The organism is Lentzea sp. NPDC055074, assembly GCF_053608005.1.
This window is the reverse complement of the sequence record NZ_JBSGUQ010000025.1, coordinates 17917-32342: the sequence shown is the minus strand read 5'-3', so window position 1 is coordinate 32342 and position 14426 is coordinate 17917. Positions and strand designations below refer to the sequence as shown.

Here is a 14426-nt window from a genome sequence, read left to right as displayed (position 1 = left end):
CTGCGTCACGAGCTCACCGAACACTGCGGACGGTGGCGGAAGCGCGTGTGCAGGTATGAGGGGTGAGCGCCCTAGCAGTTCCCAGAGCGCGAGGAACCCGGCTATGCCGATGAGTCCCCTTGTGAACGCACGCACTCGGTCACCCTAGAGAGTGGATCTCCAGTTCACAATGCGTGCTCGCTCAACTCCGGCTTGTTTCGTCACATGACGTCGGTTCAGCAGACCTCTCTGCGCTCCACTTCGCCGAAGCTCTTCGCCCATTCGGAGTCCGTGAGCCTCGCACCGTCTTTTTCACACATCCTCTTGATGATGCGTCCGGTGTCGAGGTCGTAGGGCAGCAGCTCGGGGTCCTGGCCCCCGCTGCGCACGAGGAAGTCGCGGTTCTGCGGCCGGTAGACCGCCCGAGTCGAGTTGCCGTGACCGACGACGTACACGAGCCGGTCCGCGGGGCGGTCGTTCGTGTAGAGCTGCTGCACCTCGAAGACGTTGTCCCTGACCACGGCCACGCGGCCGTCGTCGGAGAACGTGACACGGGCGCCGGCCCGCAACGCCGTGTCGAGCCGTGCGCGCAGCACGGGCGTTCCGCTCGGCACGCGCTGCCACACCTCGACGATCGATTCCGGCGAGGAGTGCTCTACGGCGAGCCAGCGCCCGTCGCCGCTGTAGGTGATGCCGCGGACGTAGGCGTGCTGGGACATCGGCGGACCGGCGGACTCGACGGTGCCGCCGATGCTCCAGAACTCGATCGTCGTGGTGCCGGTGACCTGGTCCCAGACGCCGGTCGCGAGCTCGCGGCCGTCCTGGCTCAGCGCGACGGTGCCGGGGTTGTTCACCGGCATCGGCAGCTTGCGGGGGTTGCGCGGGTCGCTCAGGTCGTAGAGCTCCGCGTACTCGGACTCGTCCGGTGTCGGCAGCCCGACCTCGACCGCGGCACCGACCTTGCCGACGAGCCGCGAGCCGTCCGGGCTGATGTCCAGCGTCCGGAACCGGCTGGGCAACGCCGTGAGGTAGGTGATGTCGTTCGCGTCGCCGACGGCCCACAGGTGTTCCTGGCCGTTGAAGTCCCTCGTGACGGCACGGCGTTCGGCGAGCTTCACGACCCGATGGCGGTCGGCGAACTTCTTGCCCGGCGACGCCTTGTCCTCGTCGATGGTCCACATCCGGTCGGTGCCGTCCGCGTCGGTCACCGCCGCCATCTCCCCGCGCGGGGCGACGACCACGTCCGCGTCGTCCTTGGGCGTGCCGGTGAACGGGATGCCGCGCGCGACGGCGCTCGCGAGCCGCAGCACCTTCTCGGACTCGGCCGACGGGCTGACGTCGTAACCGACCAGCGCGTACTTGTCCGCGTACGGACGCCGTTGCTCCAGCAGCGCCTCGGACTGCGACAGGGCCTTGCCGCCGAGCGCGCTCGCGTTCATCTCGGTGATCTTGCGTTCGTTCGCGAGGGCGTAGACGACGGTGCCCGGCACCAGCGCGAGCAGCACCGCCGCGACCGCGACCAACGCCGTCGAGCGGCGCGTCTCGCGCTTGGCGCTCCTGGCGACGAACTGGCGTTCCTTGACCGTCAGGAACTCGCCGAGCTCCTTGGCCTTGCGCAGCCGCACGCCCCGGTAGAGCGCCAGCGGGTCGCGGTCGCTCGCCTCCCACAGCTCGATCGCCGTGACGAGCTGCTGGTGCGTCCTGAGGTTCTCGCGGTCCTCGTCGATCCAGGCGGCGAGCGTCGGCCAGCGCAGCACGGCGTCGTGGGTGAGCTCGGCCCCGTCCTCGGTGAGCGTCACGAGCCTGGCCTTCACGAGCAGGCCGAGCAGGCGGGCGTCGACGTCCAGCAGACGGGTGCGGCGTTGCGCGATCCCGTTGCGCTGCACGGAGACGAGCCTCAGGAACAGCTGCCTGGCGGCGCGTTCGCCGGCCTCGCCGAGGGTCGCGAGGAAGGTCTCCGCGGAGCGTGCGACGACCTGCTCGATGCCGCCGGACTCCTCGAAGCCCGCGAGCGAGAGCGTCATGCCGCGCTTGCGCCGCCACGTCTCGACGAGCGCCTGCTGGACGAGCGGCAGCGCGTGCTGGTTCGCGGCGTCGGCGACCAGTCGCGCGATCACCGCGGTCTCGACGGTCGCGCCGATCTTGGCGGCGGGTTCGGTGATGGCGCGGCGCAGCTGGTCCGCGCTCATCGGCTCGATGGTGATCTCGGTGCCCTCGACGCCCAGGTCGAGCCAGCGCCTCCGCGCGTCGGCACGCACCGAGAGCACGACGTGGGGGCAGCGGGTGACGGCGGCGACGAACTCGGCGTCGTCCAGTGCCTCCTCGAAGTCGTCGACGAGCAGCACGAGGCCCGGACGGTGCTGGCGGATCCGCAGCCGGAGGTGGTCGGGATCCTCCCGGAACTCCTGCGCCAGCCGGTCCGCGGTGGTGTTCTCGAAGACACCCGCGAGGGCCTCGGCGAGGGCGCCCATCGGGTCCTGGCCCGGCACGACCAGCACGGCGTCGTCCAGCTCGGGCAGCAGACCGGCGCGCAGCAGCGACGTCCGGCCCGACCCGGAGGCGCCGAGGACCACGGTGAGGGGCTTGGCCTTGACCGCCTCGACGACCTGCTCGACGAGGCACTCGCGGCCGAAGAACCGCTTCGCGTCGTCCTCGGTGAACGGCTCGCCGCCGGGGTACGGCGTGTTCGGGTGCAGCGGCTGGGTGTGCTCGGCGGCGAGCTCGCGCCACCGCTTCGTCCAGGAGGCCGGATCGGCCTCGCACGCCCGCACGAACGCGAGCGTCAGTGCGAGCGACGGCAGCTTGCGCCCACCGGCCGCGTCGGACAACGCGGTCGGCGAGTAGTTCGCACGCCGGGCCAGCTCGCGGTAGCTCGGTTTGCCTGCCTGGTCACGCAGTCTGCGCAGGTCACCGGCGAACCGCAGCAGCGCGGTGTCCTCCGGGCCGAGCGGACGTTCCCCTCTTGGCATGCCGCCTCCTGGCCGGATTGTCCACCAGAGGTTCGCCCCCCGTCTAACGGACCGCTAACAAGCCACCACCCCGACCTGCTCTTCGTGATCGTTCCACCTGGGAGGACCTGCGGCTTCAGTCGCGGCACGGCGGCGTGAAGTCGATTCCGGCGAAGTACTGCTCCCATTCCTCGCCGCTCATCCGGGGAAAGGCCTGCTCGCAGATCCGCACCGCCGGGTCGCGCGGGTCGGCGTTCCACAGCCGCACCGCCCGGTCCGCACCGCCCGTGACGACGTCGTCGCCCTGGGGCGTCAGGCCGACCGCGGTGACCGGCCCGGTGTGCCCGCGCAGCAGGGCCTGCTCGACCGGTTCGCCATCACCGAGCCGCCAGAGGCGCACCAGGCCGTCATCGGTGGCGATCGCGACCCGGCCCGCGCCGAGCCGGGCGGACGTGACCTCGCCTCCGCCGGACCGGATCGCGGCGCGCAGGACCGGGGCGCGCGGGTCGGTGGTGTCCCAGAGGTGGACGGTCGTGCCCGCGGTGGTCATGAGCTCGCCCGCGCCGGCGAACTGGGCGCTGCCGGCGAACTCCCTGGTCAGCGACAGGAGCTTGACGTCGCGCGGGTCGGTCACGTCGGCCAGGTGCACGGCGTGGCCGGTGGTGACGGCGGCGAGCACCTGGCCGTCCGGGCGGAACGACATGCCCTCCAGCGGACCGAGACCGAGCTGGACGGTGGTGAGGAGCCTCGGGCGTTCGCGGCGCAGGTCGGTCCAGAAGCTCAGCGCGCCGTCCGCATCGGTGGTGACGAGAGTGCTGCCCTGCCAGGCGATCGCGGTGGCGCGCACGGGAGGCACGGCCAGTTCGCGGGGCTTGCCGAGAGAGACGTCGACGACGTGCACGGTGCCGTCCTCGGCGGCGGACGCTATGAGGCCGCCGGTCGAGTCCATCGCGAGCGCGGTGACGGCGGTGGCGTGCCTCGTCGCGTCGTACGAGGTGCGCGGGGACGGCAGGTCGTCCAGCGCCGTCAGCACGACCGTGCCGTCGCTGTGCCCGGTGGCGACCTGCTGCTGGGTCGGGCCGACGACGAGCGCGGTGACCTCGGTCTGGGCCTCGCGCAGCACCTGGGACGGCACGTCCTCCTGCCGCAACCCGTTGCGCGCCTGGGGCAGCGGCACGAGCTGGTAGGCGGCGAGCGCGACCTGCTGGGCCAGGGCGGGGTTCGTGGACCGCAGTGCGGCGGCCTCCCCGACGGCGCTCAGCACGGCGGCGTTGGCGCGTTGCTCGTCGGCGGCGATGCTCGCCCGCAGCGCGAAGACGGTGGAGGTGGCGGCGACGACCACGAGGGCGACGAGCGCGGCGAGCAGCTGGCGTTGACGGCGGGTGCGTCTCCGGGCGCTGGCCGAGACCTCCCGCTCCGCGGCCAGGCTCGCGGCGAGGAACGCGCGTTCCCCGGCGTTGAGCGACAGTCCTTCCGGGACGTTCGCGAGACGGCGGCCCCGCCACAGCGCGCCGGCGTCGTGGTCGAGCGACTCCCAGGTCTGCGTGGCGTGCGTGAGCTCGCGCTGCGCCTTGATGTTCGCGCGGTCCTCCTCGACCCAGCGCTGGAACGTGGGCCAGCCGCGGATCAGGGCCTCGTGCGCCAGCTCGACGCCGTCGCGGTCGATCACGACGAGCCGTGCGGCGGCCAGTGCGAACAACACCTCGTCGTCGGCTTCCAGCTCGGCGTGGTGCACGCGGCGTTTGGTGTCGTCGGCGGTGACGAGCCGCAGCAGGATCCGCTTCGCCTGCTCCCGCCCTTCCGGCGAGAGGCCGTCGAACACGTCCTGCGCGGTGCGGGCGACGGCGTGGTCGAGACCGCCGACCTCCTCGTACCCGGCGAGGGTCAGCGTCATGCCGCGCCGGTGCTGCCAGGTCTGCGCGAGCGCGTGCGACAGCAACGGCAGCACCGCGGCCTGCCCCACCGCGTCCGCCATGAGCCTCGCCAGCAGGGAGGTCTCGACCTTGGCCCCGACGACCGCGGCGGGTTCGGTGATGGCGAGCCGGAGCTCGTCGGGCGTCATGGGACCGACGAGGAGCTGGGAGCCTTCGAGCGCCTCGACCAGATCGGGGTGGCGCGCGCAGTGTCCGTAGTAGTCGGCGCGGACGCCGAGGACGACCTTCGAGCAGCCGAGGAGTGCCGTGATCAACCACTGGCGGAGCTCCTCGTTGCGGCACAACGTGAACAGCTCCTCGAACTGGTCCACGACCACGAGATGTCCGTGCCTGCGCCGGAGTTCGGCCGGGTCCGACAGGGCGTCGGCGAGCGCGACCGCCTCGCCACCGGTGAGCCGGGCGAGCGCGAGCGCGCACTCCTCCACGGGGTTCGCGCCGGGCGTGAACAGCAGCACGGGTTCGCGCGTGCGGGCGATCAAACCCGCGCGCAGCAACGAGGACTTGCCCACACCGGACGGTCCGAACACACCGGTGAGGCGGTTCTTCGTGCCGAGCAGCTCCGCCGTCAACCGCTCGCGTCCGAAGAACTTCGGTGCGTCGTCGGGCTGGAACATCGCGAGCCCGACGTACGGACTGTCTTCGGCGGCATGGGGTTCCGACTCGACGACGGCCCGCCACCGCCGCGCCCACTCCTCCGGATCGGCGTCGCAGGCCTTGGCGTACGCCTTGGTCACCGCGAGGCTCGGCAGCTTGCGCCCGCCGGCCGCCTCCGACAACGCCGCCGCCGAGTAGTGCGCCCGCCGGCTCAGTTCCCGGTAGGTGGGGCTGCCCGCACGCTCCCGCAGCCGGCGCAGATCCGCCGCGAACCGCAGGAGACCGCTCTCGCCCTCGTCGAGAGGGCGTTCCCGTCTCGGCATCCCGTCATTGTTCAGAGAACTTTGTTCAGCGGCCAACACATGACCGTGAACAACCCGTTCGCCCTAACGTCGACCTGGACGCAACTACGGGGAAGACCCGGTGCTCGCGCCCCGAACCGGCGCCGGAGTGGCCGTGGGTGGCCCGCGCACGTGCCACCCACGGCTCACGCACCCTCGAGCAGTCAGCAGACGGGAACGCGGTCCACACCGGGGAAGTGGCGCTGCCACTCGTCGTCGGACAGCACGACGTTCGGCTCGCGGCAGAGCCCGCGCCGGACCTTCTCGACGTCGGTGCTCAGCTCCCAGGTGGCAGGACCCGCGTCGATCATGCCGAAGGTCTTCTCCCTCGCCCGGTAGCGCAGTCCGGTCGCCGGTCCGCGGAAGCCGCCGAACGAGCCCGCGACGACCGCGTCGCCCTTCTCCCCGATGTCCCAGGCGTCGTAGGTGGACTGGCCGAGCACCGCGAGCTGCCGGTCGTCCGGGCTGAAGGCGAACGCGATCATGTCGCCGGGCAGCCGCGGCACCTTCGCCCACTCCTGCGGCCGGGCACCGGACACGTCCCAGACGACGATCTCGTGCTGCGTCCGCACCGCCATCAGGCGCCCGCTGTAGGCGATCTCCACGCCGAGAGTCCTGGCGGGCACCACCGTCCTCGTGCGCACCCGCGGTTCGCCGTCGGCGATGGCCCAGACCTGCGCCTCCGCGGTCTCGGTGGAACCGTCGCGCACCAGCAGCACGACCTCACGGCCGGTCGGGGCCATGGCGGCACTCAGCACCGCGTCCCCCGGCAGCCGGGTCTCCACCGGACGTGCCGGGTCCCGCAGGTCCCAGACGGACGCCCGCGCACGCGAGCCACGGCCGAGCATCTCGACCGTGACGGCCAGGGTGCCGTCGCGGTTGATGCTGAACCCGCTCCAGTGCTCGGGGCGGGGCAGCGCGCCGAGCTGCTTCGGGAGCATCGGGTCGGTGAGGTCCCAGATGCCGGTCTCCCCCGACTCCTCGGTCGTGAACAGCCGCCGGTCGTCGTCGCTGAGCAGGACGTACACGACCCTGCTCCCCATTCCCGGGGACGTCACACTCGCGTTGGTCCTGCTCACCACCTTCGCGGGTCCCCTGGCGTCCGCGGCGACGAGCAGGTCGCCCTCCGTCGGCATCGCGAGCATCGCCCCGCCGGGCCCGGACCTCGACGACACCGACCTCGCCAGCCTGGCCGCGTCGGCGTTCAGCATCGCGTCCCGCGTCAGAGGGCCGGGCATCACGGCGTACGCGGCGAGAGCGAGACGTGCGGACTGTTCCCGATTCGACGGAACCAGCCGCATCACCTCCGCCACGGCTCGGCCGACCAGGGCGTCGTTGCGTTGCCGTGTCGCTTCCTGGGTCTTGGTGACCGCGAACACCGCGGTGCCCGCCAGCAGCAGCACGAGCACCGAGAGGACGCCGATGACCGCACGGGCGCGACGGACGCGGCGACGGCCCTCCGCCTGGCTCGCGGCGAGGAACGCGCGTTCGGGCTCGGTCAGCGAGTCCGCGCTCAGCTCCTCGGCCTGGGCCAGGCGCGCGCCCTTGTAGAGGAGGTCGGTGTCGCCCTTCCACTCGTGCGCGGCCTCGGTGAGCCGGTGGTGCGCGCGCAACGCCTCGCGGTCCTCGGCGATCCAGTCGCGCAGGCGCGGCCACGAGCGGATCAACGCCTCGTGCGTGAGCTCGGCGTGCTGCTCGGTGAGTGTGACCAGGCGGGCGTTCGCCAGACGTTCCAGGACCTCGGCGTCGAGGGCTTCCCTGTTCGCGCGGCGCTTCGTGTCCTCGGTGCCGTCGCCCAGGGCGATCAACCGCAGGAACGTCCGTCTGGTGGTCCGCCGCTGCTCCTCGGTGAGCTGCTCGTACACGGACTCCGCGGTGCGCGCGATGGCGTGCTCGACCCCGCCCGCCTCCTCGTAGCCGACGAGCGAGAGCGTCATGCCGCGCCGGCGGTGCCACGTCTCGACCAGCGCGTGCTGGACGAGCGGCAGGGCGGCGGCCTGGCCCACGACGTCGGCGACCAGACGCGTGACCAGGGCGGACTCGACGGTGGCACCGACGTGCTGGGCCGGTTCGACGATGGCGCGGCGCAGCTCGTCCGTGGTCAGAGGCCCGACGAGGAGCTGACCGCCCTCCAGCGCCTCGACCAGGTCCGGGTGGCGGCCGACGTGGCCGTAGAAGTCGGCCCGCACACCGATGACCACGTGCGGGGCGCTCATCAGGGCCTGCACGAACCAGTCGCGCTGCTCGGGGCCCGCGAGGGTGAAGACCTCCTCGAACTGGTCGACGACCAGGACCAGGTCCTCGTCGTGCTGCCGGATCATCAGACCCAGCGCCGTGGGGTCGGTGAGCTCGCTGCGCACGACCACCGCGGAATGCCCGGTGACCTGCGCGAGGCGGACGGCGCACTCGTCGAGCGGGTGGGCACCGGGCGTGAAGATCAACGCCTGCCGCAGGTGCGGCATCAGCCCGGCGCGCAGCAGCGACGACTTGCCCGAACCGCTCGCGCCGAAGACACCGGCGAACGGGCGGGTGCGGGTGAGGTCGAGCAGCTTCGCCGTGAGCTTCTCGCGACCGTGGAACCGGTCGGCGTCCTCTTCCTGGAACGCCTTGAGGCCCACGTACGGCGCTTCACCCGTCGGCTCCGGCGGGGCCGCGATGTCGCGCCAGCGCCGTTCCCACTCCTGCTCGTCGCCCTCGCAGGCGACGACGTAGGCGAGCGTGACCGCGAGGCTCGGGAGCTTCTTGCCACCGGCCGCGTCGGACAGCGTCGCCGCCGAGTAGTGCGCGCGTGACGCGAGCACGCGGTAGGACGGTGTGCCCGCCTTCTCGCGCAGTCTCCTGAGGTCGGCCGCGAACCGGCCGAGCTCGGTGTCCTCGCACTCCAGCGGACGTTCGGTGCGTGGCATGTCGATCTCCCCCTGAGACCGGTTGTCTACACCTTGTTGTTCAATGCCCACTTCCGACCCCTTACAACGTCGTCGCCGTAGCGTTCTCGTCGCAAGGTGGATGAGCGTTCACCGCAGTTCGCCCCTCCGGCTGTGGGGGCTGGAGGGGCGTGCGGGGTTCAGCGTTCGATCAGAGACCGACGAGCTTGTACAGCCCGCCGACCTCCTGGCGGTTCAGCACCCGCATCGAACCGGGACGCTGGTTGCCGAGCGAGACATCGCCGACCGCGACGCGGACGAGCGACTGCACCGGGTACCCGGCGGTCTCCATGAGACGGCGGACGATGTGTTTGCGACCCTCGTGCAGCACGATCTCGACCAGCGCCTTGCCGGGCACGGCGCTGATGAGCTTGAAGGAGTCGACCTTGACCGGTCCGTCCTCCAGCTCGATGCCCGCCTTGAGCTTCTTGTTGAGACCCTTCTCGACCGGGCCGGGGACCTCGGCGAGGTAGGTCTTCTTGACGTTGTAGCTCGGGTGCATCAACCGGTGCGCGAGCTCGCCGTCGTTCGTGAGCAGCAGCAGGCCCTCGGTCTCGGCGTCGAGACGCCCGACGTGGAAGAGCCGCTCCTTGCGGTTGCGCACCAGGTCGCCCACGCACGGGCGGCCCAGGTCGTCCTCCATCGTGGAGAGCATCCCGTACGGCTTGTTGAGCGCGATCGTGACGACGTCCTCGCGGATCTGCACCCGCAGCCCGTCGACGTGCACGACCGCGGTCTCGGGGTCGATCCGCCGCCCCTGCTCGGTCACGACCTTGCCGTCGACCTGCACCCGCCCCTGCTCGATCAGCTCTTCGGAAGCGCGGCGCGAGGCGATCCCCGCCTGCGCGAGCACCTTCTGCAGGCGCACGCCCTCGTTCTCAGACATCGTCGATCGCATCCACTTCGGGCAGCAGCGGGGCGATTGGCGGCAGGTCGCTCAGAGAGGACAGCCCCAACCGCTCCAGGAACAGTTCGGTCGTGCGGTACAGGATCCCACCCGTGTCGCTGTCGGTGCCCGTCTCCTCGATGAGCCCCCGTGCGACCAGGGTCCGGATCACACCGTCCACGTTGACGCCGCGAACCGCCGCGATCCGCGCCCTCGTGACGGGCTGCCGGTAGGCGATCACCGCGAGCGTCTCCAGAGCCGCGCGGGTGAGTTTCGCGCGCTGGCCGTCGAGCAGCAACTTCTCCACGAACGGGGCGAAGCGGTCTCGCGTGTAGAACCGCCAGCCGTCCCCCGCCCTGCGCAGGTCGATGCCGCTGCCGGACTCGGTGTACCGGGTGGAGAGTCTACGGAGTGCCTGCTTGACTCGCTTCACCGGCTGCTCCAGCGCGCTGCCGAGGGCGTCCTCGGCGATCGGGCTGTCGACGACGAGCAGGACCGACTCGATCGCGGCCTCGAAGACGGCGTCGTCGGTGAGGTCGGGCAGGCCGCTGTCCTCGATGGCCTCGTCGGGGGCGGCGGCGAGGAGCTGGGCCTCCAGGGCGGCGGCGTCCTCGGCGTCGGCTTCGGAGGTCTCGGGAACCTCGGGCTCGTGGGGCTCGTGGGGCTCGTCGAGCACGACCGGGGCGGGCGCGGCGTCGTCGAGGGCGGCGTCCGACTCGGGTTCGGGCTTCGCGGCCTTGCGCCCGGACCTGCGCTCGGACTTGCGGGCCTTGGGCGTGAGCGCCGCGGCGATCGCGGCTCCGTCGAGCACGACGGGCGCGGGGGCCGCGTCGGACAGGGCGGCGTCAGCGGGCTCGTCGGTGGCGACCTCGGGCTCCGCGACCTCGGGCTCCGCGCCCTCGCCCCCGTCGAACGCCGGTCCCGGCTTCTCGATCTCCGCCGCGTCCGGCCCGACCAGTGGCTCGCTCATCGAAACTCCAATTGGAGGAAATCCCAGCCTGATGACCAGGAGCCGGCAGATCCCTCGGAATCTGCCCCAGATCGTTGCCTGCAAGAATGTAAACCGTGAGCAAGGGGCCAGTGAAGCGGGCGTTCAAATACCGCTTCTATCCGACCGTCGCACAAGCAACCGAGCTGTCGCGCACGTTCGGGTGTGTGCGCCTGGTCTACAACAAGGCTCTGGAGGCACGCGCCGAGGCGTGGGCACACGAACGGCGGCTCATTAGCTATGGCGACACTTCGGCCATGCTCACGGCCTGGAAGAAGACCGAGGGTCTGGCGTTCCTGAGCGAGGTGTCCAGCGTCCCGCTGCAGCAGACGTTGCGGCACCTGCAGAGCGCATTCAGTCATTTCTCCGCCCGACGTGCGCGTCATCCGCGTTTCAAGTCGCGCAAGAAATCCCGGGCTTCGGCGGAGTACACGCGCTCTGCGTTTCGCTGGCGCGATGGCCGACTGCTGTTGGCGAAGTTGCCTGAACCACTGGCGATCAGGTGGTCCCGGCCACTTCCGGAAGGCGTCGAACCGTCGACTGTCACCGTGTCCAGGGACAGTGCCGGACGCTGGTTCGTGTCGATCCTGGTGGAGACTGTTGTAGACCACCACGTGCCCACAACTCGAGCTGTGGGCGTCGACGCGGGTCTGACGGCGTTGGTCACGCTCTCCAACGGAGAAAAGATCACCAACCCACGGCACGAAAGAAAGAACCGGCAGCGGCTCGCCAGAGCGCAACGTGCCCTGGCTCGTAAGCAGAGGGGTTCTGCCAACCGGGAAAAGGCGCGTCGCAGGGTCGCGCGCGCATACGCCCGTATCACCGATCAACGGCGCGACTTCCTGCAGAAGCTCAGTACTCGACTCGTTCGCGAGAACCAAACGATCGTGATCGAGGACTTGAACGTTTCCGGCATGCTCCGTGGCCGACTGGCGCGTGCCATATCCGACGCGTCGTGGTCGCAGCTGCGGTCCATGCTGGAATACAAAGCCGCGTGGTACGGCCGGGAAGTGATCGCGATCGATCGGTGGTTCCCGTCGAGCAAAGCCTGCTCGGCCTGCGGGACGCTGACCAGTTCGATGCCGCTGAGCGTTCGGACCTGGGCGTGCCGATGCGGCGCGATCCAGGATCGTGACGTGAACGCGGCGAAAAACATCTTGGCCGCCGGGCTGGCGGTCACAGCCTGTGGAGACGGTGTAGGACCGACCCGGCACGAACCGGTGAGGCAACCGTCACAACCTCCCTGCGAAGGGTGAAGAAACAGGAACTGCCGGGCGCGAGCCCGATGGGCTTCCCTGCCGATCAGGCGAGGAAGAAAGTCAACCGCCGTAGTCCTCGTCCTCATCGCCGGCATGCACTTGCGCCTGCGCGTCCTGCAACGTCCCGCCGACCCACGTCACCTGCAGCGGCCCGAGCGGGTCCTCCTGCTCGAAGGCCAGCGACTTCTCGCGGTAGAGCTCCAGCAGCGCGAGGAACCGCGCCACGACCTCCATGGTCTCGGTGCACTCGGCGACGATCTCCGAGAACGACGCGGTGCCCTTCTCGATCATGAAGGCGCGCAGCACGTCCGCGGTCTCGCGGATCGACACGCGGTGCTGGTGGATGTGGTCGACCGAGAGCGTGCGCTTCTGCTTCGGGCGGAAGGCGGCGGCCGCGATCAGGGCGAACCTGTCGGGCGTGACGCCCAGCATCACCTCGGGCAGCAGGCCCTCGAAGCGCGGTTCCAGCGACACCGAACGCGGGTAGCGGCGGTACGCGCCCTGTTCCAGCTCGGCGAACAGGGCCGCGACCTGCTTGTACGCGCGGTACTGCAGCAGCCGGGCGAACAGGAGGTCGCGTGCTTCGAGCAACGCGAGGTCGTCCTCGTCCTCGACGTCACCGGTGGGCAGCAGGCGGGCGGCCTTCAGGTCGAGCAGCGTGGCGGCGATGACGAGGAACTCGGTGGTCTCGTCGAGGTCCCACTTGTCGCCCATTCCGCGCAGGTGCGCGATGAAGTCGTCGGTGACCGTGTGCAGGGCCACCTCGGTCACGTCGAGCGTGTGCTGCGAGATCAGCTGCAGCAGCAGGTCGAACGGACCCTCGAAGTTCGTGAGCCTGACCTTGAACTTGCCATCGTCCGGAGCAGCAACTTCAGCAGGAGCTTCCTCGGTCACTGCTCGCGCAACCTGCGTACCAGCAACGACGCGTCCCCGTGCGTCTCGAGGTCGTCCAGCACGATGGCGATCGCCTCGCGCACCACCCGGCCGCGGTCGACGCCCAGGCCGTGGGACCCGCGCAGCGCGAGCCGCGCCTGCTCCAGCGCCATCAGTTCCTCGTCGGACACGTAGACCGTGATCTTCGTGGTGTGCTTGGTGCGGCCGGAGCCGCGGCGCTGCTGCGGGGCCTCCTCCGAGGACGAGACCTCGGTGGCGGGTGCGGCGGTCAGCCGGAAGAGCTCCGCCGCCCCGGGCAGTGACGGGCGACGGTTCACCGGGCGATCACCTCGCGAGCCAGCGCGCGGTAGGCGTTGGCACCGGCGGATCGCGGCGCCCAGCGGGTGATCGGCTCGCCTGCCACGGTGGTCTCCGGGAAGCGCACCGTGCGGTTGATGACCGAGTCGAACACGATCTCGCCGAACGCCTCGACGACGCGAGCCATGACCTCGCGCGAGTGCAGCGTGCGCGGGTCGTACATCGTGGCGAGGATGCCGGTGATGTTGAGCTTGGGGTTCAAGCGTTCCTTGACCTTCTCGATGGTGTCGATGAGCAGCGCCACCCCGCGCAGCGAGAAGAACTCGCACTCCAGCGGGATCAGCACACCGTCCGCGGCCGCGAGGGCGTTCACCGTGAGCAGGCCGAGCGAGGGCTGGCAGTCGACCAGCACGTAGTCGTAGTGGTCGATCACGGGACGAAGGGTGCGCACGAGCGTGTGCTCGCGGCCCACCTCCGACACGAGCTGGATCTCCGCCGCCGACAGGTCGATGTTGCTCGGCAGCAGGTCCATGTCGTCGACCATGGTCTTGCGGATCACGTCGGGAACGGCGGTGTCGTTCTCCATGATCACGTTGTAGATCGTGGTCTCGAGCTGGTGCGGGTGCACGCCGAGGCCCACCGAGAGCGCGCCCTGCGGATCGAAGTCGACGAGCAGCACGCGGCGGCCGTACTCGGCCAGCGCCGCGCCCAGGTTGATGGTCGTCGTCGTCTTGCCGACGCCGCCCTTCTGGTTGCAGACGGCCAGGATCTTCGCCGGGCCGTGGTGCAGCAGCGGCGGCGGGTCCGGGATGTGACGGCGCGGGCGGCCGGTCGGACCGATTCCGTCGACCTGCTCGTGGGCGACGTCGTCCACCGGCGCGGCGTGCGGGGCCAGGTTCAGATCGGCACGGGGCGCGAAAACGTGCTCCGGTGTCGACATGGCTGGCGTTCCCTCACTGGTCGTAGTCGTCTCTCGGGGCGCAGCCTAGGCCGCACCCGTGCGAGCGGCAACGCGCCTCGCCGGTGTTTGTCAAGACTGAGTTAGACGGTGACATCCGTTCGTGTTCGCCTGTCTGCGGCTGTCAGCACCACGTCGAGCAGGCCCGGGAAGAGGAAGTCCAGGTCATCGCGACGCAGTGAGACCCAGCGCTGGTTGCCGCGGCATCGTGTTCGTGTGATGCCGGCTTCGCGCAACACGCGCAGGTGCTGGGAGAGGGTCGACTTCGCTACGTCAACCTCGAAGGCCCCGCACAGCCGCTCGCCGCTCGACTGGATCTGGCGCACGACCGCGAGCCTCGTCGGGTCACTCAGCGCGTGCAGCACAGCGGCTAGATCGATGGCCTGTGGGGACGGCTCGTCCAAGTTCGGCACCTGCCCACCGT

Annotated in this window: 10 protein-coding genes; 1 reads left to right on the top strand and 9 read right to left on the bottom strand. The window is 70.4% G+C overall.

Going from position 1 to position 14426, the window contains the following annotated elements:
* Positions 1-215 precede the first annotated feature (215 nt).
* From ACWF7A_RS38805 to scpB, 5 genes are all read right to left on the bottom strand, one after another.
* The gene (locus tag ACWF7A_RS38805) at positions 216-2948 is read right to left on the bottom strand and encodes an nSTAND1 domain-containing NTPase (protein ID WP_452255486.1); all 2733 of its coding nucleotides are present in this window, start codon (positions 2946-2948) and stop codon (positions 216-218) included.
* Positions 2949-3063: 115 nt separating this feature from the next.
* Positions 3064-5778, bottom strand: a complete 2715-nt coding sequence (locus tag ACWF7A_RS38800; RefSeq protein ID WP_452255485.1) for an nSTAND1 domain-containing NTPase — start codon at positions 5776-5778, stop codon at positions 3064-3066.
* Positions 5779-5960: 182 nt separating this feature from the next.
* Positions 5961-8702: an nSTAND1 domain-containing NTPase gene (locus ACWF7A_RS38795; RefSeq protein WP_452255484.1), complete on the bottom strand. Its 2742-nt coding sequence runs from the start codon at positions 8700-8702 to the stop codon at positions 5961-5963.
* A gap of 169 nt (positions 8703-8871) precedes the next feature.
* Positions 8872-9606 carry a pseudouridine synthase gene (locus ACWF7A_RS38790; protein ID WP_452255483.1) on the bottom strand — a complete coding sequence of 245 codons (735 nt, stop codon included), beginning with the start codon at positions 9604-9606 and terminating at the stop codon, positions 8872-8874.
* Positions 9599-10576 (bottom strand): SMC-Scp complex subunit ScpB, encoded by a 978-nt coding sequence (gene scpB / locus ACWF7A_RS38785; RefSeq protein WP_452255482.1) that lies wholly within the window; start codon positions 10574-10576, stop codon positions 9599-9601. Before scpB ends, ACWF7A_RS38790 begins: the two co-directional genes overlap by 8 nt.
* A 95-nt stretch (positions 10577-10671) precedes the next feature.
* Between scpB and ACWF7A_RS38780 the strand changes: the two genes are divergently transcribed.
* On the top strand, positions 10672-11850 hold the full coding sequence (locus ACWF7A_RS38780; RefSeq protein WP_452255481.1) for an RNA-guided endonuclease InsQ/TnpB family protein: 1179 nt from the start codon (positions 10672-10674) through the stop codon (positions 11848-11850).
* A gap of 63 nt (positions 11851-11913) precedes the next feature.
* Here the strand turns inward: ACWF7A_RS38780 and ACWF7A_RS38775 are convergent, their stop codons facing one another.
* From ACWF7A_RS38775 to ACWF7A_RS38760, 4 genes are all read right to left on the bottom strand, one after another.
* Positions 11914-12747 carry a segregation and condensation protein A gene (locus ACWF7A_RS38775; protein ID WP_452255480.1) on the bottom strand — a complete coding sequence of 278 codons (834 nt, stop codon included), beginning with the start codon at positions 12745-12747 and terminating at the stop codon, positions 11914-11916.
* Positions 12744-13064: a hypothetical protein gene (locus tag ACWF7A_RS38770; RefSeq protein WP_452255479.1), complete on the bottom strand. Its 321-nt coding sequence runs from the start codon at positions 13062-13064 to the stop codon at positions 12744-12746. The genes ACWF7A_RS38775 and ACWF7A_RS38770 overlap by 4 nt, the downstream gene beginning before the upstream one ends.
* Positions 13061-13984 carry a ParA family protein gene (locus ACWF7A_RS38765; protein ID WP_452255478.1) on the bottom strand — a complete coding sequence of 308 codons (924 nt, stop codon included), beginning with the start codon at positions 13982-13984 and terminating at the stop codon, positions 13061-13063. The genes ACWF7A_RS38770 and ACWF7A_RS38765 overlap by 4 nt, the downstream gene beginning before the upstream one ends.
* 101 nt (positions 13985-14085) lie before the next feature.
* Entirely contained in the window at positions 14086-14415 is a 330-nt protein-coding gene (locus ACWF7A_RS38760; protein ID WP_452255477.1) for an ArsR/SmtB family transcription factor, read from the bottom strand.
* Between the last annotated feature and the right edge of the window lie 11 nt (positions 14416-14426).